Origin of the sequence: Mycolicibacter sp. MU0083 (genome assembly GCF_963378075.1) — a bacterium.
In the GTDB taxonomy this organism is placed as follows: domain Bacteria; phylum Actinomycetota; class Actinomycetes; order Mycobacteriales; family Mycobacteriaceae; genus Mycobacterium; species Mycobacterium kokjensenii.
On sequence record NZ_OY726394.1, the window covers coordinates 2450868 to 2475673 of the forward strand.

The following is a 24806-nucleotide window of genomic DNA, read 5'->3' on the forward strand; positions in this document are numbered from 1 at the left end:
CCGCCATGTTCTACACGGTGGTCGCAAGCGCGGCGGAGCCGGGCGACGCGGGCCACCGCCATGTTCTACGCGGTGGTCGCAAGCGCGGCGGAGCCGGGCGACGCGGGCCACCGCCAACTCTTAGGGCGCCGGGGTGGCGCTGATGACGGCCGCCACCGCGCGATCGGCCGCGGCGATACAGGCCGGCACCCCGATGCCGTCGAGGTAGTTGCCGGCCACCGCCACCGTGGGTGGCAACGCGGCGCGCAACCCGGTGACCAGAGCGGCGTGCCCCGACCGGTATTGCGGCATCGCTGCAGGCCAACGCTGTACGCGTACCTCGATCGGGTCCACCGAGACACCGAAGACGGCCGCCAGGTCCTGCACCGACCATGCAACCAGTTCCGCGTCGGAGACACCGGTGCGGGAATCGCCGAACCGGCCGAAGGACATCCGCAGCACCTCGACGCTGCCGCCGTGCCCGCGGTCGCCCCACTTGCGCGAGGTCAGGGTGATCGCCTTGGAGTGCAGTCGCTCACCGGTGGCCACCAGCACCCCGGAGTTGTCCGGGAACGGCGCGCCGGCGGGCACCGCCATGGCCACCACCACCGAGGAGGCGTTGCCGATCCGGCTGGCCGCCGCCGCGGCGCGCGGCGCGAACCCGGTCGCCAGCCGGGCCAACACCGGGGCCGGGACCGCGACGATCACCCGGTCGGCGCGATGGTGGCCGCCGCCGGCATCCCGCAGCAGCCAGCCGTCGTCGACCGGATCGATCTGTGTCACCGCCGACTGCACCCAACGCGGCCGGGCGCTGCGGACCAGGGCGTCGACCAGGACCCGATATCCGCCTGCGATCGCACCGAACACCGGGGTGCCGGTGTTCGGTGGCAGCGCCCGCCGCACCGCCTCGGTCAGGCTGGGCGCGCCGTCGTCGAGCGCGGTCGCCAGGCCCGGGACGGCCGAGCGCAGTCCGACGGTGGCCGCCGAACCCGCATACACCCCACCGATGAGGGGGTCCACCGAGCAGGAGACCACCTGCTCACCGAAGCGGTCCGCGACCAACTCGCCCAGTGCCGGGTCACTGCCCGGTTCGAAGTCCAGCCGGCGACCGGGCTCCCCGTGGATGCGTGCAAGGGTCTCCGCGTCGACCAGGCCGGCCATCGACTCCGGCGAGGACGGGATGCCGTTGAGGGTGTCCGCCGGCAACCGATGCAGCAGTCGACGGCTGTACAGCAGCGGCCGTACCCCGGTGGTGCCGCGCTGCCGCGCGGCCAGGCCCAGCTCGCTCAGCAGCGCGGGTACCTCGGGCCGGCGGGCGACGAACGCCTCGGCACCCACATCGACGTTCAGGCCGCCCAGGGTCTCGGTCCGCAGGATTCCGCCGAGCCGGTCAGCCGGATCGAAGACGGTGATGTCGACTCCATCGCCGAGCGTGGCACGCAGCCGGTGGGCGGCGGCCAGACCGGAGATCCCACCCCCGACGATGCAGTACGACACGGTCACAGGGAGTGGACCAGCGTCACCAGGTCGGTCAACACACCGGGGTCGGCTTCGGGAGGAACCCCGTGCCCGAGGTTGAACACGTGGCCGGAGGCCCCGGCGGCGACCGCGGCACGACCGTCGGCGACCACCCCCCGGGCGACCCGTTCGACCACCGGCCAGCCCGCGAGCAGCACCGCGGGATCCAGATTGCCCTGCAGGGCGGTGCCGGGACCGACGCGGGCGGCCGCGTCGATCAGCGACGTCCGCCAGTCCACCCCCACCATGGTGGCCGGAGCCGGCCGCATCGCGTCTGCCATGGCACCCAGCAACTCGCCGGTGTGCACCCCGAAGTGCGTCATCGGCACCCCGCGGTCCGCCAGGGCGGCGAACACCCGCGAACTGTGCGGTGCCACGAAGCGGCGGTAGTCGGCCAGGCAGAGCGTTCCGGCCCAGGAGTCGAACAGCTGGATGGCATCCACGCCGTGATCGAGCTGCACGGCCAGGAATGCGATGGTCAGATCCGTGAGCCGGGTCATCAGCTCATGCCAGCTGTCCGGGTCGGCCTGCATCATCGCCTTGGTGCGGGCGTGGGTGCGGCTGGGTCCGCCCTCGACCAGGTAGGACGCCATGGTGAACGGCGCGCCGGCGAAGCCGATCAGCGGCACCTCCCCGAGGGCGCCCACCAGCAGCGATACCGCCTCGGCGACGGCGCTGACCTGCTGCGGTTCCAGTGGTTTGAGCGCGGCCACGTCGGCTGCGCTGCGCACCGGGTCGGCGATCACCGGCCCGACGTCGGGAACGATGTCCAGGTCCACCCCGGCGCCGCGCAGCGGCACCACGATGTCGGAGAACAGGATCGCGGCGTCGACCCCGTGCCGGCGCACCGGCTGCAGGGTGATCTCGCAGACCAGTTCGGGATCGAAGCAGGCCGCCAGCATGCTGTGCTGGGCACGCAGCTCGCGGTATTCCGGCAGGGAACGACCGGCCTGCCGCATGAACCAGACCGGAACCCGGTGGGGCTCGCGGCCGGCGATAGCGGCCAGGTACGGGGAATCAGGCAGTTCACGACGCGCACTCATCACGCCCAATGCTGCCACGCCCTCCCCGCACACCCGAACCGTCCCGATTCGGCGCGCCTGTCCGCCCCGATCGGCGCCGGGGGTTAGCGTGGAATTCGGTGACCCGCGTCGCAGCGGTGCGCAAGTGAACCCTTGGGGCCGGACGCCGGCGACGCGGCGCACAGCGATCAGTTAAGGAGCGGCACCCGTGACATCAGCCGAGCCTGCCCCATTCCGGGAAGCGGTGGCGACGATGCACGCCGCGACCGTGCGATCGGAGATCGAATTGGGGCCGATCCGGCCTCCGCAGCGGTTGGCACCGTACAGCTACGCGCTGGGTGCCGAGGTCAAACATCCCGAAACCGAGTTCGTCCCGGAGGACTCCGAGGGCGACGCCTTCGGGCGGCTGATCCTGCTCTACGACCCGGACGGCACCGACGCCTGGGACGGCACCATGCGGATGGTGGCATTCATCCAGGCCGACCTGGATCCGCACGAGGCGATCGACCCACTGCTGCCCGAAGTCGCGTGGAGTTGGCTGGTGGACGCGCTGGGTGCCCGCACCGAGCACGTCACCGCCTTGGGCGGGACCGTCACCGCCACCACCTCGGTGCGCTACGGCGACATCTCCGGTCCGCCGCGTGGGCACCAGTTGGAGCTGCGTGCGTCGTGGACGGCGACCACACCCGAGTTGAGCACCCACGTCCAGGCGTTCTGCGAGGTGCTCGAACACGCCGCCGGCCTGCCGCCGGTGGGTATCACCGACCTGAGTTCGCGAACCCGCGCCTGACGATGTCCGAGCAGATCACCGAATCCACCGCAGACGAGCCAGAGCCGACGCCGTTGGTGCATCCCGCGGACGGGGTGCCGGAGGTGTCGGTCACCGCGCGCCAGATCGGTGCCGCCGCCGACCAACTGGCCGGCGGTCGGGGGCCGTTCGCGGTGGATGCCGAGCGGGCGTCGGGTTTCCGCTACTCCAATCGGGCCTACCTGATCCAGATCCGGCGGGCCGGCGCGGGCACCGTGCTCATCGACCCGGTCGGAGCCGGAGAGGATCCCGCCGCCCTGCTGCGCCCGGTCGCCGAGGTGCTCGACGACGACGAGTGGATCCTGCACGCCGCCGATCAGGACCTGGCCTGCCTCGCCGAGGTGGGGATGTGGCCCAAAGCGCTCTACGACACCGAATTGGCCGGTCGACTGGCCGGTTTCGACCGGGTCAACCTCGCCGCGATGGTGCAGCGACTGCTGGGCCTGGGACTGGCCAAGGGCCACGGCGCCGCCGACTGGTCGAAAAGACCGCTTCCCGCCGACTGGCTCAACTATGCCGCCCTCGATGTCGAGGTTCTCATCGAACTGCGCGACGCGGTCGCCGCGGAGCTGGCCGATCAAGGTAAAACCGATTGGGCGGCACAGGAATTCAATCATCTTCGGATCACCGACTTCGCCACGACCACACGGCGCGACCGCTGGCGGCGCACCTCGGGTATCCACAAGGTTCGCGATCGGCGCGGCCTGGCCGCGGTGCGGGAACTCTGGACGGTCCGCGATCGGATCGCCGCGCGCCGCGATATCGCGCCGGGACGCATCCTGCCGGACTCCGCGATCATCGCCGCCGCCGTCGCCAACCCCACCACCGTCGAGGAACTGATCGCCCTGCCGGTCTTCGGCGGACCCAAGCAACGCCGCAACGCCCAGATGTGGCTGGGCGCACTGGCGACCGCCCGCGACAGCCGGGAACCGCTGGAAGCCCCCGAGTCCAACAGCGGTCCCCCGCCGCCGTCACGCTGGTCCCGGCGCAAGCCCGAAGCGGCCGCTCGGCTGGAGGCGGCCCGCGCCGCGCTGAGCACGGTGTCGGAACGGGTGAACGTGCCGACCGAGAACCTGCTCACGCCGGAGTTGGTGCGCCGGTTGTGCTGGGACTGGAAGCCGCCGTCGGCCGAGATCACCACGGTGATCGAGGAATTCCTGGCCGAGGGCGGCGCACGCCCCTGGCAGCGGGAACTGACGGTGCCGGTGCTGGGCGCCGCCCTGGGTGACGCGGCCCCCGAGCGCTGATCGGCGGCGGTACTCACGCTCACCGGCCGGCGCACGATGCCGTTGCTAGACTCTGTGCACGAGCAGCCGAATGCCGTCTTTGATCGGCGCCGCTCATCGCAACCGCACCGTGGACGCGAACCCTTGCGGACTTCCCATGGTTTTACCGTGGAGGCCCCATGTCACCAGCGTTTCGCCGGATCGTCTACGTCGTCAGCTACGAGTTGGTCGCCGTTGCGCTGACCACCTGGGGTCTCACCCTGCTGGGGTTCGGCGGCGGCCGATCGGGCGCGCTGGCGGTGGCGGCGTCGACGGTTGCGATGCTGTGGAACTACCTCTGGACCACCGTGTTCGAAGCGTGGGAGCATCGGCAGCACTCCCCGACCCGCACCGTGCGACGTCGGATCGTGCACGCCCTCGGCTTCGAAGGCGGGTTGGTGCTGCTGCTGTTGCCGCTGGTGTCCTGGCTGCTGAAGGTATCCCTGCTGCAGGCGTTCGGCCTGGAGATCGGCCTGCTGGCCTTCTTCCTCGGCTACACCTTCGTGTTCGCGTGGCTGTTCGACACGGTGTGGCCGCCCCGTGGGAACGCGGCCTAATCCAGCTGCTCGCTGACCTCTTCCACGCAGTTGCAGCTGCCCATCGCCGCCACCCAACCGGTGATCTGGCGGGCCACGTCCTGCGCGGTCAGGCCGATCTCGGCCAACAGTTCACCCCGCGATGCGTGGTCGTAGAAACGCTGCGGCAGCGCGACGTCGCGGCACGGCACATCGACTTCGACGTGGCGCAGTGCCGCCGACACCGCCGAGCCGACGCCGCCGGCCGCACCGTTGTCCTCGCAGGTGACCACCAGTTTGTGTGCGTCGGCCAACTCGGCCAGCACCGCGGGCACCGGCAACACCCAGCGCGGGTCGACCACGGTCACCCCGATGCCCTGATTGCGCAGCCGATCGGCCACCGCCAGCGCCATGGACGCGAAGGCACCCACCGCCACCAGCAGGACATCCTGCGACAACCCTTCGGCGGGGACCGCCAGCACGTCCACCCCCGACCGCCGCTCGATGGCGGGAATATCTTCGCCCACTTCACCTTTCGGGAAGCGCAGCGCGGTGGGACCATCCCCGACGTCCAGCGCTTCGCCGAGTTCTTCGCGCAGGCGGGCCCCGTCGCGTGGTGCGGCGACCCGCATGCCCGGCACGATCCCGAGAATGGACAGATCCCACATCCCGTTGTGGCTGGCGCCGTCGGATCCGGTGATCCCGGACCGGTCCAGGACCAGGGTGACCGGAAGCCGGTGCAGGGCGACGTCCATCATCAGCTGGTCGAAGGCACGGTTGAGGAACGTCGAGTAGACCGCCACCACCGGGTGCAGGCCGCCCATCGCCAGCCCGGCCGCCGACGTCACCGCGTGCTGTTCGGCGATCCCGACGTCGAACATCCGATCCGGGAACCGCTGGCCGAACGGCGCGAGTCCGGTCGGGCCGGGCATCGCGGCGGTGATCGCCACCACGTCGCGACGTTTGGTCCCGTAGTCGATGAGCGCGTCGGAGAACACCGACGTCCAGCCGCGCCCGGAGGATTCGGTGGCATACCCGGTCACCGGGTCGATCACGCCGCAGGCGTGCATCTGCTCGGCCTCGTCGTTCTCGGCCGGACCGTAGCCCTTGCCCTTGCGGGTGACCACATGCACGATCACCGGCCCGCCGAAGCCTCGCGCGCGGCGCAGCGCGGATTCCACCGCCGCTTCGTCGTGGCCGTCGATCGGCCCCAGGTATTTCAGGCCCAGATCGGTGAAGAGCGCCTGCGGCGCCAGTGCGTCCTTGACGCCCGCTTTGACACTGTGGATCACCTGGTAGCCCAGTTCGCCGACGACGGGCAGACCGCGGATCGCGCTGCGCCCGCGCTCCAGCAGCCGCTCATAGGCGGGCTGCAGGCGCAGCGCGGCCAGGTGGTCGGCGAAACCGCCGATGGTGGGCGCGTAGCTGCGGCCGTTGTCGTTGACCACGATCACGACCGGGCGGTTGCCGGCCGCGATGTTGTTCAGCGCCTCCCAGCACATGCCGCCGGTCAGGGCGCCGTCACCGACCACGGCCACCACGTGACGGTTGCGGTGCCCGGTCAGTTCGAAGGCTTTGGCCAGTCCGTCGGCGTAGGACAGTGCTGCGCTGGCGTGGCTGGATTCGACCCAGTCGTGTTCGCTCTCGGCGCGCGACGGGTAACCCGACAGCCCGCCCTTCTTGCGCAGGGTGTCGAAGTCGGGGCTGCGCCCGGTGAGCATCTTGTGCACGTAGGCCTGGTGGCCGGTGTCGAAGATGATCGGGTCGTGCGGGGAGTCGAACACCCGGTGCAGCGCCAGCGTCAGTTCCACCACACCCAGGTTCGGCCCCAGGTGGCCACCGGTCGCAGCGACCTTGTGGATCAGGAACTCACGGATTTCCACCGCCAGATCGGTCAGCTGTGCCTGCGACAGGTACTGCAGATCGGCGGGGCCGCGGATCCCTTCAAGCATCCGGCCAGTCTACGCATGACTGCGGCCGGCCACCCATCCGGCGAGACCGACGTTTCGCCGGGAAAGTCCGAGTGGCCGCCTGCAAAACGTCGGTCTCGACGGTGCGGCGGTCACCGTGTCAGCAGCGCCACGCACTCCATGTGGTGGGTCAGCGGGAACGCGTCGAACACCCGGATCTGTTCGACGGTGTACCCGTGCCCGCGGTAGAGCCCGATGTCGCGGGCGAACGCCGCCGCCTCGCAACCGATGTGTACCAGGCGCGGCACGCCGGCGGCCGCCAGCAGGTCGATCACCTCACGTCCGGCGCCGGCCCGCGGCGGGTCCAGTACCGCGACGTCGGCGGCGGCGCTCTGGGCGCTCAGCACGCGGCGCACCGAGTCGGTGTGCACCGACACCTGCGGCAGATCGGCCAGCGCGACCCGGGCGGCGCCGGTGGCCGCGCGCGAGGTGTCGACGCTGACGACCTTGCCGGTCTCCCCCACCGACTCGGCCAGCGCCGCGGCGAAGATCCCCGACCCGCCGTACAGGTCCCAGGCGGTGCCGCCGGTGCCGGCCTGCGCCCATTCGGCGATCAGGGCGCTGTAGACCGTCGCCGCCCGGCGGTGTGCCTGCCAGAAGGCGGTCACCGGGATCTGCCAGCGTCGGCGCCCCACCCACTGGGTGGCGTGATAGTCGCCCTCGAGTACTTCGGGACGGTGCCCGCGCCCGGTGCTGACCACGTGGCGCACGCCGTCGTCGTCGGCGGCGACGTGCAGGTGGTCACCGGGCCGCCAGGTCCGGTCGGCCAGGCCCTTGGTCATACCCCCCGGCAGCTGGCCGCAGTGCAGGTCGGTGACCAGTTCATCGCTGTGATATCGGTGGAATCCGGCCCGCCCGTCGGCCCCCACGTCCAGCCGCACCCGGCTGCGCCAGCCCGTCGGCCCGTCGGTGCCGAGCGGTTCGGCCGCGCCCTGCCACCGGTGACCGCCGAGCCGTTCCAGTTGGTTGGACACCACTTCGCCCTTGAGCGCCCGGGCCGCATCCGGATCGGCGAACGCCAGGTCACAGCAGCCGGCGCCGTCGACTCCGGCGATCGGGCACAGCGAGTCGATGCGGCCGGGCGCCGCCTCGAGCACCTCGACGCATTCGGCGTGCCAGTAGGCACCCCGCTCGGCGGTGATCCGGGCCCGCACGCGTTCGCCCGGCAGTGCGTAACGCACGAACACCACGCGCCCGTCATGGCGCGCGATGCAACTGCCGCCGTTCGCGGGCGCCTCGGTGGTCAGGATCAGCTCCTGATCGATCACTGTTCGAAGCCTCTCCGGGTGTCGCCGGGTGCGCGGTGGGGCGCCAGCACCTTGCGGCGCTCGGCGGAGTTCAGCTGCCACGGCACCGAGGTCACCATGACCTGCGGCATGAACAGCAGTCGGGTCTTGAGCCGCAGCGCACTCTGGTTGTGCAGCAGCTGTTCCCACCAGTGGCCCACCACGTATTCGGGGATGTAGACAGTCACCACGGTGCGCGGCGACTCCTTACTGATGCGTTTGACGTATTCGAGCACCGGCCGGGTCACCTCACGGTAGGGCGATGCGATCACCTTGAGCGGGACGGTGATGTCGCTATCCTCCCACCCGCGCACCAGCGCGCGTGTCTCGGTGTCGTCGACGCTGACGGTGATCGCCTCCAGCGAGTCCGGCCGGGTCGCGCGGGCGTAGGCCAGGGCGCGCCGCGTCGGCAGGTGCAGCTTGGACACCAGCACCAGGGCGTGGTTGCGGCTGGGCAACACCGACTGGTCTTCCACGGCGGCCGATTGGGCCTCCAGTTCGACGCTCACCGCGTCGTAATGGCGGCGGATCATCTTCATCAGCACGAACAGCGCCGACATCGCCACGATCGCGATCCAGGCGCCCGCGACGAACTTGGTGGCGATCACCACGATCAGCACGATCCCGGTGGCGAGGAAACCGATGGTGTTGACCACCCGGGAACGCTGCATGGTGGCCCGTGCGGCCCGGTCGGTCTCGGTGCGCAGCAAGGCGTTCCAGTGCCGGACCATACCGATCTGGCTGAGTGTGAAGGAGACGAACACCCCGACGATGTAGAGCTGGATCAGCGCGGTCACCTCGGCGCGGAACGCCACGATGAAGGCGATGGCCACCACGGCCAGGAACACGATGCCGTTGGAGAAGGCCAACCGGTCGCCGCGGGTGTGCAGTTGGCGTGGCAGGTAGGAGTCCTGGGCCAGGATCGAGCCCAGCACCGGGAACCCGTTGAACGCGGTGTTGGCGGCCAGCGCCAGGATCAGCGCGGTCACTCCGGCGATGATCCACAGCCCGGGCGGGAAACCGTGGAACACGGTCTCGGCCAACTGGGCGAGCAGGGTCTTCTGGTCGTAGTCGTCGGGAGCCCCGATCAGCTGTTCGTGGGGCCTCGCCGCGATCTTGACCCCGGTCTGGCGGGCCAGCACGATGATGCCCATCATCATGGTCACCGCGATGGCCCCGAGCATCAGCAGCGTGGTGGCCGCATTGCGGGATTTGGGTTTGCGGAAGGCCGGCACACCGTTGCTGATCGCCTCCACCCCGGTCAATGCCGCACAGCCCGACGAGAACGATTTCGCGACCAGGAAGACCAGTGCGATACCGACCATCTCGCCCTGTGCCGAGTGGATCTTGAAATCCGCGGACTCGGCCTGCAGCGGGTGGTCCAGCACGAAGATCTGGAACAGCCCCCACCCCAGCATGACGAAGACCCCGACCATGAACGCATACGTCGGGAAGGCGAACGCGGTGCCCGATTCCCGGATCCCCCGCAGGTTCACCGCGGCCACCACGATCACCGTCCCCACCGCGAAGGCGACCTTGTGATCGGCGATGAACGGTATCGCCGAGCCGATGTTCGCGATCCCCGACGAGATCGAGACCGCGACCGTCAGTACGTAATCCACCATCAGCGCACTGGCCACGGTCAGGCCCGCGGTGGATCCCAGGTTGGTGGTGACCACCTCGTAGTCGCCACCGCCGGAGGGATAGGCGTGCACATTCTGGCGGTAGGAGGCCACCACCGTGATGAACACGAATGCCACCGCCAACCCGACCCAGGGCGTCAACCGGTAGGCCGCAAGACCCGCCACCGACAACACCAGGAAGATCTCTTCGGGCCCGTAGGCCACCGAAGACAGCGCGTCGGAGGCGAACACCGGCAGCGCGATCCGTTTGGGCAACAGCGTCTGGCTGAGCCGGTCGCTGCGGAACGGACGACCTAGGACCAGGCGCCGCGCAGCGGTGGATATCTTCGACACGAGAGCCAAGGGTAAGCCAGGTCGGCCCTGGCGGTAGCGTTCACCGGATACGGGTACCACTCCGGTCGAAAGACTGCCGAAACGCCGCCGAAAGGACCTTGCACGTGCGGGTAGTTGTGATGGGTTGCGGCCGGGTCGGCGCCTCGGTCGCCGACGGACTGTCCCGGATCGGCCATGAGGTCGCGATCATCGACCGGGACAGCACCGCGTTCAACCGGCTCAGCCCGGAGTTCAACGGTGAGCGGGTGCTCGGCATGGGATTCGACCGCGATGTACTGCTGCGGGCGGGTATCGAGGATGCCGGCGCGTTCGCCGCGGTGTCCTCGGGTGACAACTCGAACATCATCGCGGCGCGGCTGGCCCGGGAGACCTTCGGGGTGTCGCGCGTCGTCGCCCGTATCTACGACGCCAAACGCGCTGCGGTCTACGAGCGCCTGGGTATTCCGACCATCGCCACCGTGCCCTGGACCACCGACCGGATGCTGGCCGCGCTGACCCGGGAGAGCGAGACCACCAAATGGCGTGACCCCACCGGAACCGTCGCGGTGGCCGAAGTGGTCCTGCACGAGGACTGGATCGGGCGTCCCGTCACCGATCTGGAGGCGTCCATCAATGCGCGGGTGGCGTTCTTGATCCGGTTCGGGACCGGGGTGCTACCCGAGCCCAGAACGGTGATCCAGGCCAGTGACCAGGTGTACATCGTGGCGGTGTCCGGCAGGGTCGCCGAGGCGATCGCGATCGCCGCACTGCCGCCGAGTGAGGACCTGCAGTGAAGGTGGCGGTGGCCGGCGCCGGCGCGGTGGGCCGGTCGATCGCGCGGGAACTGCTCGACAGCGACCATCAGGTGACGTTGATCGAGCGCAATCCCGAACACCTCGACGCCGACGACATCCCCGAGGCGCACTGGCAACTGGGTGATGCCTGCGAGCTGAGCCTGCTGGAGTCGGTACGCCTGGAGACCTTCGACGTGGTGATCGCCGCGACCGGCGACGACAAGGCCAACGTGGTGTTGTCGCTGCTGGCCAAGACCGAGTTCGCGGTCCCCCGAGTGGTGGCCCGGGTCAACGATCCCCGCAACGAATGGCTGTTCACCGACGCCTGGGGGGTGGATGTGGCGGTCTCCACACCGCGCATGCTCGCCTCGCTCGTCGAGGAAGCCGTTGCGGTCGGGGACCTGGTCCGGCTGATGGAGTTCCGCAAAGGGCAGGCCAACCTGTTGGAGATCACCCTGCCCGACGACACCCCTTGGGGCGGCAAGCCGGTACGCAAGCTGGCGCTGCCGCGCGACGCCGCGCTGGTGACGATCCTGCGCGGTGCCCGGGTGATCGTGCCGCAGGACGACGAGCCCCTCGAAGGCGGCGACGAGTTGCTGTTCGTCGCATCCGACGGCGTCGAGGGCGAACTGCGCGCCCTGCTGCTACCGGCGCACTGACCGGGCCTCGCACTCGCCTTCGTCGTCGGCGGCGAGGTGGGCGTCGAGGAGTCGCTGCACGTGCTTGACGGCCAGGTAGGTGGCCACCGCCGCGACGGCCGTCAACGGCCAGCCCATCGCGATCCGCGCCACCCCCAGCCACCCGGTCTCGTCGGCGTTGTAGAGCAACCGCTGGACCACGAAACGCGAGCCGAACACCAGCACCCAGGTCAGCGTCGCCAGATCGTAGGCGTAGACCGCCGAGCGCAACTCCCGCCAGGCCCGGGCCTGGCCGCTGGTCCAGGTCCAGATGTAGCCCACCGCGGGACGACGGACCACTATCGAACCGGCGAAGACCACCGCCCACAGCAGCGACGTCCAGATTCCCAGCAGGAAATAGCCTTTGGAGTCCCCCATCAGATAGGCGATCAGGGCACAGACGGCGACCCCGAAGAAGCCCGATACCGCCGGCTGAGTGGACTGGCGGCGCAACAGCCGCCACACCAGCACCGCTGCCGCCACCCCCAGCGCTGCCAGGACCGCGGCCCGCAGTCCCAAGAAGTTGGATGTCGGGACGAACACCACGATGGGCAGCGAGGAGTAGATCAGCCCGGCTACTCCACCGATCTGCTCGAGCAGCCGCTGTGGCCCCTGGGCGCCTTCACTGCTGAAGTCCTCGGTCATCGCTGCGCCGTCCCGGTGGGAGGCGCGATCACTGCTGGATTTCGTAGTGCGGGTTGTAGATGGCCTTGCAGCCGCTTTCGAGCTTGCCCAGCCGACCGTGCACCCGCAGGGTGCGCCCGGAGTCGATTCCGGGGATCCGCCGCTGCCCCAGCCACACCAGTGTCACGGTGTCGGTGCCGTCGAACAGTTCGGCGCGGACACCTCCCACACACCCCTTGGCGTTGGCCTCCACGCTGCGCAACACGCCGACCATGGTGACCTCTTGGCCGCGTTCGCAGTCGATGGCGCGCTGCGCACCGGTGTTGAGCGCCTCGTCGGACAACTCCTCGACGTCACGCAGCTCGGGATCTTCCGTCAATCGCCGAGTCAGCCGGCGCAGGTACTCTTTCGGAGCAGCCATTGCCCTCTCCCTCAATCGTGTGCGCACGCTACGGTAGACCTGTTGATTACCTAATGCCACACGACCGGCCTACCGGGTGGCTGACAACACCCGAAACGATCACGAGGCGGCATTGGTTTTACGCGGTGTGACGGCTGTCCTGCTGCCGGGGACCGGATCCGACGACGACTACATCCGGCGGGCGTTCTCCTCCCCGTTGCAGCAGGTGGGCGTCGAGTTGGTCACCCACCGACCGCAGCCGGGACGGCTCGTCGAGGGATATCTGGCGGCGCTGGACACCGCGGCCGAACGCGACGGCCCGATCATCGCCGGCGGCGTGTCGATCGGCGCGGCGGTGGCCGCCGCATGGGCGCTGCGTCATCCCGACCGCGCGGTCGGCGTGCTGGCCGCACTGCCCGCGTGGGCCGGTGTCCCCGACGAGGCGCCGGCCGCCCACGCCGCCCGCTACAGCGCCGAACAGTTGCGCAGCGAGGGCCTGGCCGCGGTGGTGGCACAGATGCGGGCATCGAGCCCGGCCTGGCTCGGTGACGAGTTGACCCGGTCCTGGACCGCCCAGTGGCCGAAACTGCCCGACGCACTCGATGAGGCGGCGGCCTATGTCGCGCCGACCTACGCCGAATTGGCGTCCCTGGCCGTGCCGATGGGTGTGACCGCGGCGGTCGACGACGCGGTGCATCCGTTGCAGGTGGCCTCCGAGTGGGTGGCCGCCGCACCGCGGGCGGCGTTGTGCACCGTCACGTTGGACCAGATCGGAGCCGACCCGGCCGCGCTGGGGGCCGCCGCGCTGACCGCACTCGAGCAGGCTAGCCGCCGGTAATGGTGCGCAGCTGCTGCATCGCGGATCCCTCCACGCTGCGGCGGGCCGTCGGGGCCGGGGGGATGTCCCCGCCGCCGCTGGGCATGATGCCACCGGTGTACTGCTCGGCGGCCGCCATCTGCTGGGCCGTCGCCTGCTGAGCAGCGGCCTGCTGGGCCGCCGCCTGCTGAGCGGCGGCCGCCCGCAACTGTTCGGCCATCGGCTCGGGCAGTCGCACCGGTAGCGGCGTGCGCACCGGAAGCGGCGTGTCACCGCGGCGGACGACCGTGTCGGCCAGGGCCTCGCGCGCCTGTTGGGCCAGCAGATCCATGGTTTCGGGCCGCCCGTTGATCACACAACGCACCATCCAGCGGTAACCGTCGACGCCGATGAATCGGACCGCGCCGGTCGCCGAGCCCACGACCTCCCGGCCCCACGGACCGTCGACGACGCTGACGTTGGCGTTGTCCCGCCGCAGCGCGTCGGCCAGTTCGCCGGCCACCTCGCGCCACAGCCCCGCGGACTTGGGCGCGGCGTAGGCGGCGATGTTGAATCGACCGTTGGGCGTCACCAGCCACACCGCGCTGGGCACCCCGGTCTCGCTCAACTCGACCTGGACCTGGGCGCCCGGCGGCATCGGCACCAGCACCGACCCCAGATCCAGCCGCGCTGCCGCCGCCATCGCGGGGTCGTCGAAATCCTCGATGTCGAAGGGGCCCTCGAGCTCGTCGGCTTCGGGCTCCGGGGTGACATCGAGTTCGTCGGGCTCGCCGGAGGCTTCCGGGGCGGCGTCCACCGGTTTACCGGCCCCGCGCTTGCCTTTGCCTCTACCGAATGCCATTACCGCCGCCCATCTTCCTTACATCGCTTCGCCATCACAGCCGTCACAAACTCGCATGCCCGCCCGAGGAGCCGTGCCCGTCCGCGCCGCGGGTCGTCGGAGCCAACCCGGCCTCGTCGAACGACGCCACCTCGACCAGTTCCACCAGCTCCACCCGCTGCACCAGCAACTGGGCGATCCGGTCGCCGCGGTGAATCTCGATCGGCGTGGCCGGGTCGAGGTTGATCAACGACACCTTGATCTCACCACGATAGCCCGCGTCGACGGTGCCCGGACTGTTCACGATCGAAAGACCAACCCGCGCAGCCAAACCCGACCGTGGATGCACCAATCCGACCATGCCGAACGGGATCGCAACCGCAATACCGGTGGGTACCAGGGCGCGCTGGCCCGGATCCAACTCGATATCGACCGCGCTGAAGAGATCGACGCCGGCATCACCGGCATGAGCACGACTCGGCAACGGCAGATCCGGATCGAGACGAACAACCGCAAGACTGGGCGACACGAGGCGCAAGACTACTCTTAGCCGGATGTCGGGATCGCGTGTGAACCACCGGACATCGCAAACAGTGCGGTACAGCGAACAACTCTGGGTTCCGTGGTGGTGGTGGCCGCTGGGCTTCTTCGGGACCGGCCTGATGGCCTACGTGGTCCGGATGGGCCTGCGCTCACTGCCGGGCTGGCTGCCCTTCGCCGTCTTCTTCGCGATCACCGTCGCCGCCCTGCTGTGGCTGGGCCGCGTCAAGGTCCGGGTCACCTCCAGCGGTGGGGAAAACCAGCTGTGGGTGGGCGACGCGCATCTGCCCGCGACCGTGATCGCACGTGTCGCCGAGGTCCCGGCGTCGGCCAAATCCGCAGCGCTGGGCCGCCAACTCGATCCCGCGGCGTTCGTCGTACACCGCGGATGGGTGGGCCCGCTGGCGTTGATCGTCCTCGACGACCCGGACGACCCGACGCCGTACTGGCTGGTCAGCTGCCGGCATCCGCAGCGGATGCTGGCGGCGCTGCAGGACTGAGCGGTACGGGACCGGCTGCGCTCAGGCCGCGCAGTCGGTGCAGATCATCACACCGTTCTTCTCGCTGGCCAGCCGGCTGCGGTGCTGCACCAAGAAGCAGCTCGAACAGGTGAACTCGTCGGCCTGCTTGGGAACGACGCGCACCGAAAGCTCTTCACCCGACAGGTCGGCGCCGGGCAGTTCGAAGGACTCCGCCGACTCGGATTCGTCGACGTCGACCACGGCGGACTGCGCCTCGTTACGCCGCGCTTTGAGTTCCTCCAACGAATCCTCGGAAACGTCATCGGTCTCGGTGCGCCGCGGGGCGTCGTAATCGGTAGCCATGGTCTTCTCCCCTCAGTCCCCTCGTATACCTGCGCGAGCTTTGTACCAGCGTCGAACGCATCCACCAAATGATTCGTGCCCGGATCGTGTCCAGATCAACTGTGATTTGTATCACAATACGAGCCTGACCACGGTTATCTCCGCCGTGCGCGCCCTCTAGAGTGCGTACGTGGTCGCGCAAATCACTTCCGGCACCGAGTTCGACAAGCAGGGTCGGCCGTTCCGTCGACGCAACAACCGACCGGCCGCCTACGGCCTGGCCGTGCTGGTCCTGCTGACCGCCGTGGCATGGACGGTGGCACTCACCCGACCGGCCGACGTGCATGAGGTCGCGGCGTGCAATGCCCCGCCGGCCCCCACCGAACCGGACCAACCGCGACTGGGCACTCCGGTGCCCCGCACCACGATGATCAACACCACGCCGGCCAAGCTGGCCGACATCAAAGCCCGCGTCCTGAACGCCAGCGGCCGGGCGGGGCAGGCCGCCGACATCGCCGACGCACTGCGCGACGACGGTTTCGCCCAGCCCACCGCCGCCAACGACCCGGTCTATGCCGACGACCGTCTGGACTGCCAGGGACAGATCCGCTTCGGCCCGGCCGGCCAGGCGGCTGCGGCGGCGCTGTGGTTGGTCGCCCCGTGCACCGAACTGTTCCGCGACGACCGCGACGACGATTCGGTGGATCTGGCGGTCGGCAGTGACTTCGTCAGCCTGTCCCACAGCGACGACATCGAAGCCGCGCTGGCCGGTCTGCGCCCCGACGCCACCGGGCTGCCCGACCAGGCGTTGTTGACCAAGATCCACTCCGGCACCTGCTGACGACCCATCCGCCCAGGAGATCCGATGACCGAGACCAGTCCCGCCCCGCAGCCGGACCGCCCGAGTGCCGGCGCCCGGCGGCAACGGCGGGGATTCGGCGTCGACGTCGGCGGCACCGGCATCAAAGGCGGCCTCGTCGATCTGGACACCGGGGCCCTGATCGGCGAGCGGTTCAAACTGCCCACCCCCAACCCCGCGACGCCGGCCCTGGTCGCCGGCACCGTGGCCGCCGTGGTCCGGGATTTCGGCTGGACCGGCCCGTTGGGCGTCACCTATCCGGGGGTGGTGGTCGACGGTGTCGTTCAGACCGCCGCCAACGTCGACAAGTCCTGGATCGGAATGAACGCCCGCGACGCGATCGCCTCCGCACTCGGCGACCAGCCGGTCACCATCCTCAACGACGCCGACGCCGCCGGACTCGCCGAAGCACGGTTCGGCGCAGGCAAGGACATCCCCGGGGTGGTGGTGTTGCTCACCTTCGGGACCGGCATCGGGTCTGCGGTGATCCACAACGGAAAACTGCTGCCCAACACCGAACTCGGGCACATCGAAGTGGGCGGCAAGGAGGCCGAGCACCGGGCGGCGGCGTCGGTCAAGGAGCGCAAGAACTGGTCCATGGCGAAATGGGCCAAGCAGGTCACGATGGTGTTGACCGCGGTCGAAAACGCGCTCTGCCCGGACCTGATCATCGTCGGCGGCGGCATCAGCCGGAAAGCCGACCGGTGGGTGCCGCTGTTGGAGAACCGGACCCCGGTGGTCGCGGCGACGTTGCAGAACACCGCCGGAATCGTCGGTGCGGCGATGGCCTCCGACACCGATGTGACCCGCTGAAATCTGCCCGCTGAACGATTACCGCCGCAACCTGTCGTTACAATGGTCGACGGCGGCCGCCTAACCGATAGCGGCGACTATCCCAGTTGATCACCCAACTGAAATAGAGCCGACATTCGACATACCCGACATTTTCGGTCGCGCACGACGCTGCGAGCCGAACGTAGTTCCGACCAGAGGGGTGGACGTGGCAGCGAGCAAGGCACAGCCGGCGACTGAGGAGCCCAAGAAGGGCACCGCCACCAAGGCACCGGCCAAAGCCGCCGCGAAGGCGCCCGCCAAGGCACCGGCCAAAGCCGCAGCCAAGGCCCCCGCCAAGCGAACCGCCGCCAAGGCTACGAAGACGGCCCCCGCCAAGAAGGCCGCCAAGTCGACCACCCGCGGGCCGGCGAAGAAGGCCACCAAGGCCACCAAGGCGGCCGCCAAGAAGACCGATGCCGATGTGTCGCCCGACGAACTCGAGACCGATCTCGAGTTGGACGCCGAACCCGGTGACGACGACATCGACCCCGCCGACCTGAGCATCGAAGAACTCGACGACGACTCGGACACCGCGGAACCCGCGTCGGGCTCGGCCACCGAGTCGGCCGACGACGCCGACGACGAGGAGATCGCCGAGCCCAGCGAGAAGGACAAGGCTTCGGGTGACTTCGTCTGGGACGAAGAGGAATCCGAGGCGCTACGCCAGGCCCGCAAGGACGCCGAGCTGACCGCGTCGGCAGACTCGGTGCGGGCCTACCTCAAGCAGATCGGCAAGGTGGCGCTGCTCAACGCCGAAGAGGAAGTCGAGCTGGCCAAGCGGATCGAGGCGGGGTTGTTCGCCACCCAGAAGATGGCGGAGCACTCCGAGAAGGGCGAGAAGCTGGCCGTCGCCTATCGCCGCGACATGGCCTGGATCTGCCGTGACGGCGACCGCGCCAAGAACCATCTACTGGAAGCCAACCTGCGACTGGTGGTGTCACTGGCCAAGCGCTACACCGGCCGCGGCATGGCGTTCCTGGACCTGATCCAGGAGGGCAACCTCGGCCTGATCCGTGCGGTGGAGAAGTTCGACTACACCAAGGGCTACAAGTTCTCCACCTACGCCACCTGGTGGATCCGTCAGGCCATCACCCGCGCCATGGCCGACCAGGCCCGCACCATCCGTATTCCGGTGCACATGGTCGAGGTGATCAACAAGCTCGGCCGTATCCAGCGCGAGCTGCTGCAGGATCTGGGCCGCGAGCCCACCCCCGAAGAGCTGGCCCGGGAGATGGACATCACCCCGGAGAAGGTGCTCGAGATCCAGCAGTACGCCCGGGAGCCGATCTCGCTGGACCAGACCATCGGTGACGAGGGCGACTCCCAGCTCGGTGACTTCATCGAGGACAGCGAGGCCGTCGTCGCGGTCGACGCGGTCTCGTTCACCCTGCTGCAGGATCAGTTGCAGTCGGTGCTCGAGACGCTCTCGGAGCGGGAAGCCGGCGTGGTGCGGCTGCGGTTCGGCCTGACCGACGGTCAGCCCCGCACCCTCGATGAGATCGGGCAGGTCTACGGGGTCACCCGCGAACGTATCCGCCAGATCGAGTCGAAGACGATGTCGAAGTTGCGGCATCCCAGCCGGTCTCAGGTTCTGCGGGACTACCTCGACTAGTCGGCGCGGACGACGATGGCGCCACCCGCGGCCCTGCTGAGAGCCGTCGATGCGATGCGCGGCGGCCTGCAACGGCTGCGCCTGGCGACGGTCCCGGCACCGGTCGCCGTCTTGGAACTCGGGTTCGGCGCCTGGTTGGCCCAGGCCCTGGCGGTAGCGGTGCGCCTGGGAATTCCCGATCAACTGCGGGACGGCCCGCGCGGCGCCGAAGACGTCGCCCAGCGCCTCGGCACCCACCCGGGCGCCACCTACCGCCTGATGCGCGCATTGGCCGCCCAGTCCGTGCTCAAGCTGCGCCGCGACGGCCGGTTCGCGCTGACCCGCACCGGCCGCGCGCTGCTCTCCGGCGACACCGCCGGCGTGGCGGCGATGATCGCGTTCATCGGAGACCCGGCACACCGGGAACACTGGTCCGACCTGGAGCACTCGGTACGGACCGGCCGGACGGCCGCGGACAAGGTGCGCGGCATGCCGTTCTTCGACTATCTGGGCACCAACCCCGAACTGGCACAGGTGTTCAACGACGCGATGACCGGCGCATCGGCGGTCGCCATCGAAAGCGCCGTTCCGGCATACGATTTCAGCGGCGCCAAGAAGATCGTCGATGTGGGCGGCGGCCACGGCGCGCTGCTGGCGGCCGTGCTGCGCCGGGCACCGGAGGCCCGCGGGGTGCTGTTCGATCTGCCTGCCGTGGTGGCCGGCGCGGATGCCACCCTGGCCGCGGCCGGAGTCGGCGTCCGGACCGAGCTGTCCGGCGGGTCCTTCTTCGAGTCGGTCCCCGCCGGCGGCGACATCTATCTGCTCAAGACCGTCATCCACGACTGGGACGACGAGCAGTCGGTGGCGATTCTGCGCAATGTCCGCAGCGCCATCACCGCGGACGGCAGGTTGCTGCTGTTGGAGATGGTGTTGCCCGAGGGCGCTCCCCCGCATCTGGGCCTGCTGCTGGACCTGGAGATGCTGACCAGCGCGGGCGGGCGGGAACGCACCCGACGCGAGTACGCCGAACTGCTGTCGGCGGCGGGATTCCGGCTGCGGCGGGTGATTCCGACGGCCGGCCCGATCTCGATCATCGAGGCCCGTCCCGTCTGAAACACCGGGCCCGCCGGTACGGAGTAGGATCGCCGGGCATGCCGACGGATAACGCGTCGCCCCAGACCTTCGCCGCGTTGCTCAAACGCGCGATGACCCACGGCTATCCGGCACCGGCCGAGGCCGATCTGAATCCCGCGGTGCTCGACGCCATCAATGCCGTCGCCGCCGCGTGGCCCCGCGTGCCGGCCGTCCTGGTCAACAAGGCCCAGACCACGTTCGCCCGTAGCGAACTGACCCGGGCGTCGGCGGCCAAGCCGACCACCCCGATCAGCCTGGATCGAGCGCCGGGAACACGCCGTCCGGGCCCGGCCGATAGGGGCTGACGCCGGTCACCGCCGCGACGGGCAACGGCCCGTACAGATGGGGGAACAGCATCGACGCGGGATCTTCGGGTACCCCCGGCTCCCAACGCACCGGCGCGGCCACCTTAGCCGGGTCCACCTGCAACAACACCAGATCCATGCGTCCGCGATACAACCGGTTGGCGGGCAGATGCACCTGCTGCGGGGTCGACAGGTGCACGAATCCCACCCGCTCCAGCGACTCCGGAATCAGCGCCCCGGACACCTGCGCGTCCGCCCAGTCGGCACTGCCGCACAGGTGCACGAAGATCTTGCTCATCGGTGTCATCCCCCGATCCTGCCGCAGGGCCGGCAGGGGTGAGACACGACACAGCCGAAGCGGGGAACAACGCCGAACGCCCGAGCGTCTGACACACTTGATGACAACCGCGAGAACGGAGGAGCCCATGAACGCGACTCTGACCAGTCCCGAACTGACCCGGGCTGATCGGTGTGACCGGTGCGGAGCCGCCGCCCGGGTACGCGCCACGCTGCCCTCCGGAGCCGAGCTGCTGTTCTGCCAGCACCACGCCAACGAGCACGAGGCCAAGCTGATCGAGCTCGCCGCGGTGATTCAGGTCAGCGCCTCGACCGACGCCTAACCCGGATCGGCGCGCACCACGGTGCGCGCCGATTGTGTACCAGGAGTAGTTGTCAGGAATGCTGGGCTGGCCATGACTGACCAGAGCCGCATGCCTTCCCGCCATCACCTGCTGCGTGTCGCACGCCGCACCCTCGTGAAAAGCTGGGACGACTCGATTTTCGCCGAGTCCGCGCAGGCCGGATTCTGGTCGGTGCTGTCATTGCCGCCGCTGCTGCTGGGGATGCTGGGCAGCCTGTCGTATGTGGCACCGCTGTTCGGGCCGGACACGTTGGTCACCATCCAAGACCGGCTGATCGGCATGGCCAGCAGCTTCTTCTCCCAGAACGTGGTCGTCGAGATCATCGAGCCGACCGTGCGCGACATCGTGGCCAACGCCCGCGGTGAGGTCGTCTCACTCGGTTTCGTGATCTCGTTGTGGGCCGGTTCCTCGGCCATCTCGGCGTTCGTCGACTCGGTCGTCGAGGCGCACGATCAGACGCCGCTACGCCATCCGGTGCGGCAACGTTTCTTCGCACTGGGCCTGTATGTGGTGATGCTGATGATCGCCGTCGCCACCGCGCCGCTGGCGGCACTGGGCCCGCACGCGGTGGCCGAGCGGTTACCCGACGGGTGGACCCACATGCTGCGGTTCGGCTATTACCCGGCGCTGGTGTTGGGTCTGATGGTCACGGTCACGGTGCTGTACCGGGTTTCGCTGCCCAGGCCGCTGCCGTCGCACCGACTGATCCTCGGCGCACTGCTGGCCACCATGGTGTTCGTCGTGGCCACCCTGGGATTGCGGGTCTACCTGAGCTACATCACCAGCACCGGCTACACCTACGGGGCACTGGCGACGCCGATCGCCTTCCTGCTGTTCGCGTTCCTGCTCGGCTTCGCGATCATGCTGGGCGCCGAGTTGAACGCCGCCGTTCAGGAGGAGTGGCCGGCGCAGGCCACCCACCTGCATCAGTTGCGGACCTGGGTGGTGTCACGGGCCGCCCGCAACGGCGGTGACGCCGACCCGGTCAGGCCTTCTTGAGGGTCTCGTAGATCCGCTTGCAGTCCGGGCACACCGGAGACCCCGGCTTCGCCGACTTGGTCACCGGGAAGACCTCACCGCACAGGGCGACCACGTGGGTGCCCATGACCGCGCTCTCGGCGATCTTGTCCTTTTTGACGTAGTGGAAGTATTTCGGGGTATCGCCGTCGGTCCCGTCGTCGACGCGTTCCTCGGAATCGGTGCGCTCAAGGGTGTCGGTCTGTATGCCCATGCGCCCATTGTGCCCAGAACCGGGGATGATCCAAAACCCCTCGTGCCACGGAATCGCCGGTGTGGGACAGTGGAGTGATGAAGCACGGCCCCGAGCTGGGTTTCGACGACGATGGTCGGCCGGTCCTGATCACCGCTGCCGCCCCCTCTTATGAACAGCAGCACCGCGATCGGGTGCGCAAATACCTGACCCTGATGTCGTTCCGGGTGCCGGCGCTGATCCTGGCCGCCCTCGCCTACGGGCAGTGGCACAACGGTCTGATCTCCCTGCTGATCCTGGTCGCGTCGATACCGCTGCCGTGGATGGCGGTGCTGATCGCCAACGACCGGCCGCCCCGCAAAGCCGAGGAGCCCCGGCGGTACGCGGGGGCACCCACCCGCATTCCGTTGTTCCCCACCGGTTCCCCCCGCGCGCTGGAACAGCCCGAAGTGCCGCCGACGGACGATGCCGACGGCGACGACACCTCCCCAGCCGGGAGTTCTTAGCACATTCTCAAGGTCATCGGCGTATTTCTGCACGTCAAGTGGTGTGGAAATGAGATCGGCCGGGAACTCTGCACCCGTGTCGCTCGTTGTCACGAGTGACAGCTGAAGCCGATCAACGGGAGGCCGTAATGGCAAAGGCAGATGCCACCATCAGTCGGATCGACGGCGATCTGGACACTCAAAGCCCAGCCGCCGATCTGGTGCGGGTGTACCTCAACGGTATCGGCAAGACCGCATTGCTCAACGCCGCCGACGAGGTGGAGTTGGCCAAGCGGATCGAGGCGGGCCTGTACGCCCAGCACCTGCTCGACACCCGCAAGCGCTTCGGTGAGAAGCGCAAACGCGATCTGGCCGCGGTGGTGCGAGATGGTGAGGCCGCCCGCCGCCATCTGCTGGAAGCCAACCTGCGCCTGGTGGTTTCGCTGGCCAAGCGCTACACCGGTCGGGGGATGCCGCTGTTGGACCTCATCCAGGAGGGCAACCTCGGATTGATCCGCGCGATGGAGAAGTTCGACTACGCAAAGGGTTTCAAGTTCTCCACCTATGCGACCTGGTGGATCCGCCAGGCCATCACCCGTGGGATGGCCGACCAGAGCCGCACCATCCGGCTCCCGGTGCATCTGGTCGAGCAGGTGAACAAACTGGCCCGGATCAAGCGGGAGATGCACCAGCAGCTCGGTCGCGAGGCCACCGACGAGGAACTCGCCGCCGAGTCGGGTATCCCCGCGGAGAAGATCAACGATCTGCTCGAGCACAGCCGCGATCCGGTCAGCCTCGACATGCCGGTCGGCTCGGACGAGGAGGCGCCGCTGGGCGATTTCATCGAGGACTCCGAGGCGATGTCCGCCGAGAACGCGGTGATCGCCGAGCTGTTGCACACCGACATCCGCAGTGTGCTGGCGACTCTCGATGAGCGCGAACACCAGGTGATCCGGCTGCGCTTCGGCCTGGACGACGGGCAGCCCCGCACGCTGGACCAGATCGGCAAGCTGTTCGGGCTGTCCCGCGAGCGGGTCCGTCAGATCGAGCGCGAGGTGATGACCAAGCTGCGCCACGGTGAGCGTGCGGACCGGTTGCGTTCCTACGCCAGCTGACCAGACACTCACGAAAACCGCTCCGGCGGGCCGCCACTGTCCGTGGTGGCCCGCCGGACGCGTCTGATCGCCCCGATGCAGGGTGTCGGACGCTGACCGCGCATTTTGCCGTCGAAGTAGACTCGGCTGCGACGGAAGGCGCGGAATGAATGAGTTGGTTGATACCACCGAGATGTACCTCAGGACGATCTACGACCTGGAGGAAGAGGGTGTCACCCCGCTGCGTGCTCGGATAGCCGAGCGACTGGAACAAAGTGGTCCGACCGTGAGCCAGACGGTGTCCCGGATGGAACGCGACGGCCTGCTGAAGGTGGCCGGTGATCGTCATCTCGAACTCACCGAGAAGGGCCGCAACCTGGCGGTCTCGGTGATGCGTAAACACCGGCTGGCCGAGCGGCTGCTGGTCGATGTCATCGGGCTGCCGCTGGAAGAGGTGCACGCCGAGGCCTGCCGGTGGGAACACGTGATGAGCGAGGACGTCGAGCGTCGCCTGGTCCAGGTGCTCGACAACCCGACCACCTCGCCGTTCGGCAACCCCATTCCGGGCCTGCTCGACCTGGGGATCGGCGCGGGCTCGGGATCCGGGGACTCCGATCTCGTGCGGCTGACGGAGTTGCCGGCCGGGTCCCCGGTGGCGGTGGTGGTGCGCCAGCTCACCGAACACGTCCAAGGCGACATCGAGCTGATCACCCGGCTGAAGGAGGCCGGTGTGGTGCCCGATGCGCGGGTCACCGTGCAGTCCGACGGAGACGACGGCGTGACCATCGTGATGCCCGGGCACACCGACGTGAGCCTGCCGTTCGAGATGGCGCACGCCGTGAAGGTGCAGAAGGTCTGAC

General features: G+C 68.9%; 29 protein-coding genes. 17 read left to right on the plus strand and 12 right to left on the minus strand.

Annotated features, from left to right (window positions below; translation table 11 throughout):
- Positions 1-120 precede the first annotated feature (120 nt).
- Both RCP38_RS11330 and hemE read right to left on the minus strand, forming a co-directional pair.
- The gene (locus RCP38_RS11330) at positions 121-1482 is read right to left on the minus strand and encodes a protoporphyrinogen oxidase (protein ID WP_308473063.1); all 1362 of its coding nucleotides are present in this window, start codon (positions 1480-1482) and stop codon (positions 121-123) included.
- Positions 1479-2540 (minus strand): uroporphyrinogen decarboxylase, encoded by a 1062-nt coding sequence (hemE, locus tag RCP38_RS11335; RefSeq protein WP_308473064.1) that lies wholly within the window; start codon positions 2538-2540, stop codon positions 1479-1481. Before hemE ends, RCP38_RS11330 begins: the two co-directional genes overlap by 4 nt.
- A 232-nt stretch (positions 2541-2772) precedes the next feature.
- Here hemE and RCP38_RS11340 point away from each other — a divergent pair, with 232 nt between their 5' ends.
- The 3 genes from RCP38_RS11340 to RCP38_RS11350 all read left to right on the plus strand — a co-directional run bounded on the left by RCP38_RS11340 (position 2773) and on the right by RCP38_RS11350 (position 5149).
- Positions 2773-3309, plus strand: coding sequence for a DUF3000 domain-containing protein (locus RCP38_RS11340; protein WP_373692511.1), 537 nt, complete (start codon positions 2773-2775; stop codon positions 3307-3309).
- A gap of 2 nt (positions 3310-3311) precedes the next feature.
- Positions 3312-4574 (plus strand): ribonuclease D, encoded by a 1263-nt coding sequence (locus RCP38_RS11345; protein WP_308473066.1) that lies wholly within the window; start codon positions 3312-3314, stop codon positions 4572-4574.
- A 158-nt stretch (positions 4575-4732) separates the two neighbouring features.
- Positions 4733-5149 carry a PACE efflux transporter gene (locus RCP38_RS11350; protein WP_308473067.1) on the plus strand — a complete coding sequence of 139 codons (417 nt, stop codon included), beginning with the start codon at positions 4733-4735 and terminating at the stop codon, positions 5147-5149.
- On the opposite strand, the gene dxs is transcribed toward RCP38_RS11350, so the two are convergent.
- From dxs to RCP38_RS11365, 3 genes are all read right to left on the minus strand, one after another.
- A complete protein-coding gene (gene dxs, locus RCP38_RS11355) occupies positions 5146-7059 on the minus strand; it encodes a 1-deoxy-D-xylulose-5-phosphate synthase (RefSeq protein ID WP_308473068.1) in 1914 nt (637 codons plus the stop codon). The genes RCP38_RS11350 and dxs overlap by 4 nt on opposite strands.
- A 110-nt stretch (positions 7060-7169) precedes the next feature.
- A complete protein-coding gene (locus RCP38_RS11360; protein ID WP_308473069.1) occupies positions 7170-8345 on the minus strand; it encodes a class I SAM-dependent RNA methyltransferase in 1176 nt (391 codons plus the stop codon).
- Positions 8342-10339, minus strand: a complete 1998-nt coding sequence (locus RCP38_RS11365) for an APC family permease (RefSeq protein ID WP_308473070.1) — start codon at positions 10337-10339, stop codon at positions 8342-8344. The genes RCP38_RS11360 and RCP38_RS11365 overlap by 4 nt, the downstream gene beginning before the upstream one ends.
- A gap of 104 nt (positions 10340-10443) precedes the next feature.
- On the opposite strand from RCP38_RS11365, the gene RCP38_RS11370 reads away from it, so the two are divergent.
- Together RCP38_RS11370 and RCP38_RS11375 are read left to right on the plus strand one after the other, a co-directional pair.
- A complete protein-coding gene (locus RCP38_RS11370; RefSeq protein ID WP_308473071.1) occupies positions 10444-11112 on the plus strand; it encodes a potassium channel family protein in 669 nt (222 codons plus the stop codon).
- The gene (locus RCP38_RS11375; protein WP_308473072.1) at positions 11109-11771 is read left to right on the plus strand and encodes a potassium channel family protein; all 663 of its coding nucleotides are present in this window, start codon (positions 11109-11111) and stop codon (positions 11769-11771) included. The genes RCP38_RS11370 and RCP38_RS11375 overlap by 4 nt, the downstream gene beginning before the upstream one ends.
- Here the strand turns inward: RCP38_RS11375 and RCP38_RS11380 are convergent.
- Positions 11757-12434, minus strand: a complete 678-nt coding sequence (locus RCP38_RS11380; RefSeq protein ID WP_308473073.1) for a DUF3159 domain-containing protein — start codon at positions 12432-12434, stop codon at positions 11757-11759. The two genes, RCP38_RS11375 and RCP38_RS11380, sit on opposite strands and share 15 nt — an antisense overlap.
- 28 nt (positions 12435-12462) lie before the next feature.
- On the minus strand, positions 12463-12834 hold the full coding sequence (locus RCP38_RS11385) for an OB-fold nucleic acid binding domain-containing protein (protein ID WP_019735637.1): 372 nt from the start codon (positions 12832-12834) through the stop codon (positions 12463-12465).
- A 127-nt stretch (positions 12835-12961) separates the two neighbouring features.
- On the opposite strand from RCP38_RS11385, the gene RCP38_RS11390 reads away from it, so the two are divergent.
- A complete protein-coding gene (locus tag RCP38_RS11390) occupies positions 12962-13651 on the plus strand; it encodes an alpha/beta hydrolase (RefSeq protein ID WP_308473074.1) in 690 nt (229 codons plus the stop codon).
- Here RCP38_RS11390 and RCP38_RS11395 read toward each other — a convergent pair.
- The gene (locus RCP38_RS11395; protein ID WP_308473075.1) at positions 13638-14471 is read right to left on the minus strand and encodes a DUF3710 domain-containing protein; all 834 of its coding nucleotides are present in this window, start codon (positions 14469-14471) and stop codon (positions 13638-13640) included. The two genes, RCP38_RS11390 and RCP38_RS11395, sit on opposite strands and share 14 nt — an antisense overlap.
- A 43-nt stretch (positions 14472-14514) precedes the next feature.
- Positions 14515-14979, minus strand: a complete 465-nt coding sequence (gene dut / locus RCP38_RS11400; RefSeq protein ID WP_308473076.1) for a dUTP diphosphatase — start codon at positions 14977-14979, stop codon at positions 14515-14517.
- A 25-nt stretch (positions 14980-15004) separates the two neighbouring features.
- Here dut and RCP38_RS11405 point away from each other — a divergent pair, with 25 nt between their 5' ends.
- Positions 15005-15490: a DUF3093 domain-containing protein gene (locus RCP38_RS11405; protein WP_308473077.1), complete on the plus strand. Its 486-nt coding sequence runs from the start codon at positions 15005-15007 to the stop codon at positions 15488-15490.
- A gap of 21 nt (positions 15491-15511) precedes the next feature.
- On the opposite strand, the gene RCP38_RS11410 is transcribed toward RCP38_RS11405, so the two are convergent.
- Positions 15512-15814: a DUF4193 domain-containing protein gene (locus tag RCP38_RS11410; RefSeq protein WP_013829371.1), complete on the minus strand. Its 303-nt coding sequence runs from the start codon at positions 15812-15814 to the stop codon at positions 15512-15514.
- 169 nt (positions 15815-15983) lie between these two features.
- Between RCP38_RS11410 and cei the strand changes: the two genes are divergently transcribed.
- The 5 genes from cei (at position 15984) to RCP38_RS11435 (ending at position 20516) form a co-directional block, all read left to right on the plus strand.
- Positions 15984-16634 carry an envelope integrity protein Cei gene (gene cei / locus RCP38_RS11415; protein WP_308473078.1) on the plus strand — a complete coding sequence of 217 codons (651 nt, stop codon included), beginning with the start codon at positions 15984-15986 and terminating at the stop codon, positions 16632-16634.
- A 24-nt stretch (positions 16635-16658) separates the two neighbouring features.
- Positions 16659-17465 (plus strand): polyphosphate--glucose phosphotransferase, encoded by an 807-nt coding sequence (gene ppgK / locus RCP38_RS11420; RefSeq protein ID WP_308473079.1) that lies wholly within the window; start codon positions 16659-16661, stop codon positions 17463-17465.
- A 187-nt stretch (positions 17466-17652) separates the two neighbouring features.
- Positions 17653-19098, plus strand: a complete 1446-nt coding sequence (locus RCP38_RS11425; protein ID WP_308473080.1) for an RNA polymerase sigma factor — start codon at positions 17653-17655, stop codon at positions 19096-19098.
- A 15-nt stretch (positions 19099-19113) separates the two neighbouring features.
- A complete protein-coding gene (locus RCP38_RS11430) occupies positions 19114-20190 on the plus strand; it encodes a methyltransferase (RefSeq protein ID WP_308473081.1) in 1077 nt (358 codons plus the stop codon).
- Between the two features lie 38 nt (positions 20191-20228).
- A complete protein-coding gene (locus RCP38_RS11435) occupies positions 20229-20516 on the plus strand; it encodes a hypothetical protein (RefSeq protein WP_308473082.1) in 288 nt (95 codons plus the stop codon).
- Here RCP38_RS11435 and RCP38_RS11440 read toward each other — a convergent pair.
- Positions 20461-20823: a DUF952 domain-containing protein gene (locus RCP38_RS11440; protein ID WP_308473083.1), complete on the minus strand. Its 363-nt coding sequence runs from the start codon at positions 20821-20823 to the stop codon at positions 20461-20463. The two genes, RCP38_RS11435 and RCP38_RS11440, sit on opposite strands and share 56 nt — an antisense overlap.
- Before the next feature lie 118 nt (positions 20824-20941).
- Here RCP38_RS11440 and RCP38_RS11445 point away from each other — a divergent pair, with 118 nt between their 5' ends.
- Both RCP38_RS11445 and RCP38_RS11450 read left to right on the plus strand, forming a co-directional pair.
- Positions 20942-21136, plus strand: coding sequence for a DUF7455 domain-containing protein (locus RCP38_RS11445; protein ID WP_308473084.1), 195 nt, complete (start codon positions 20942-20944; stop codon positions 21134-21136).
- 72 nt (positions 21137-21208) lie between these two features.
- On the plus strand, positions 21209-22156 hold the full coding sequence (locus RCP38_RS11450) for a YihY/virulence factor BrkB family protein (RefSeq protein ID WP_308473085.1): 948 nt from the start codon (positions 21209-21211) through the stop codon (positions 22154-22156).
- On the opposite strand, the gene RCP38_RS11455 is transcribed toward RCP38_RS11450, so the two are convergent.
- Positions 22143-22382 (minus strand): DUF3039 domain-containing protein, encoded by a 240-nt coding sequence (locus RCP38_RS11455; RefSeq protein ID WP_308477219.1) that lies wholly within the window; start codon positions 22380-22382, stop codon positions 22143-22145. The two genes, RCP38_RS11450 and RCP38_RS11455, sit on opposite strands and share 14 nt — an antisense overlap.
- Before the next feature lie 65 nt (positions 22383-22447).
- Here RCP38_RS11455 and RCP38_RS11460 point away from each other — a divergent pair, with 65 nt between their 5' ends.
- The 3 genes from RCP38_RS11460 (at position 22448) to RCP38_RS11470 (ending at position 24805) form a co-directional block, all read left to right on the plus strand.
- A complete protein-coding gene (locus tag RCP38_RS11460; RefSeq protein WP_308473086.1) occupies positions 22448-22873 on the plus strand; it encodes a DUF3099 domain-containing protein in 426 nt (141 codons plus the stop codon).
- 128 nt (positions 22874-23001) lie between these two features.
- Positions 23002-23967 (plus strand): sigma-70 family RNA polymerase sigma factor, encoded by a 966-nt coding sequence (locus tag RCP38_RS11465; RefSeq protein WP_308473087.1) that lies wholly within the window; start codon positions 23002-23004, stop codon positions 23965-23967.
- Positions 23968-24112: 145 nt separating this feature from the next.
- Positions 24113-24805, plus strand: a complete 693-nt coding sequence (locus RCP38_RS11470) for a metal-dependent transcriptional regulator (protein WP_308473088.1) — start codon at positions 24113-24115, stop codon at positions 24803-24805.
- Position 24806: the final 1 nt, after the last annotated feature.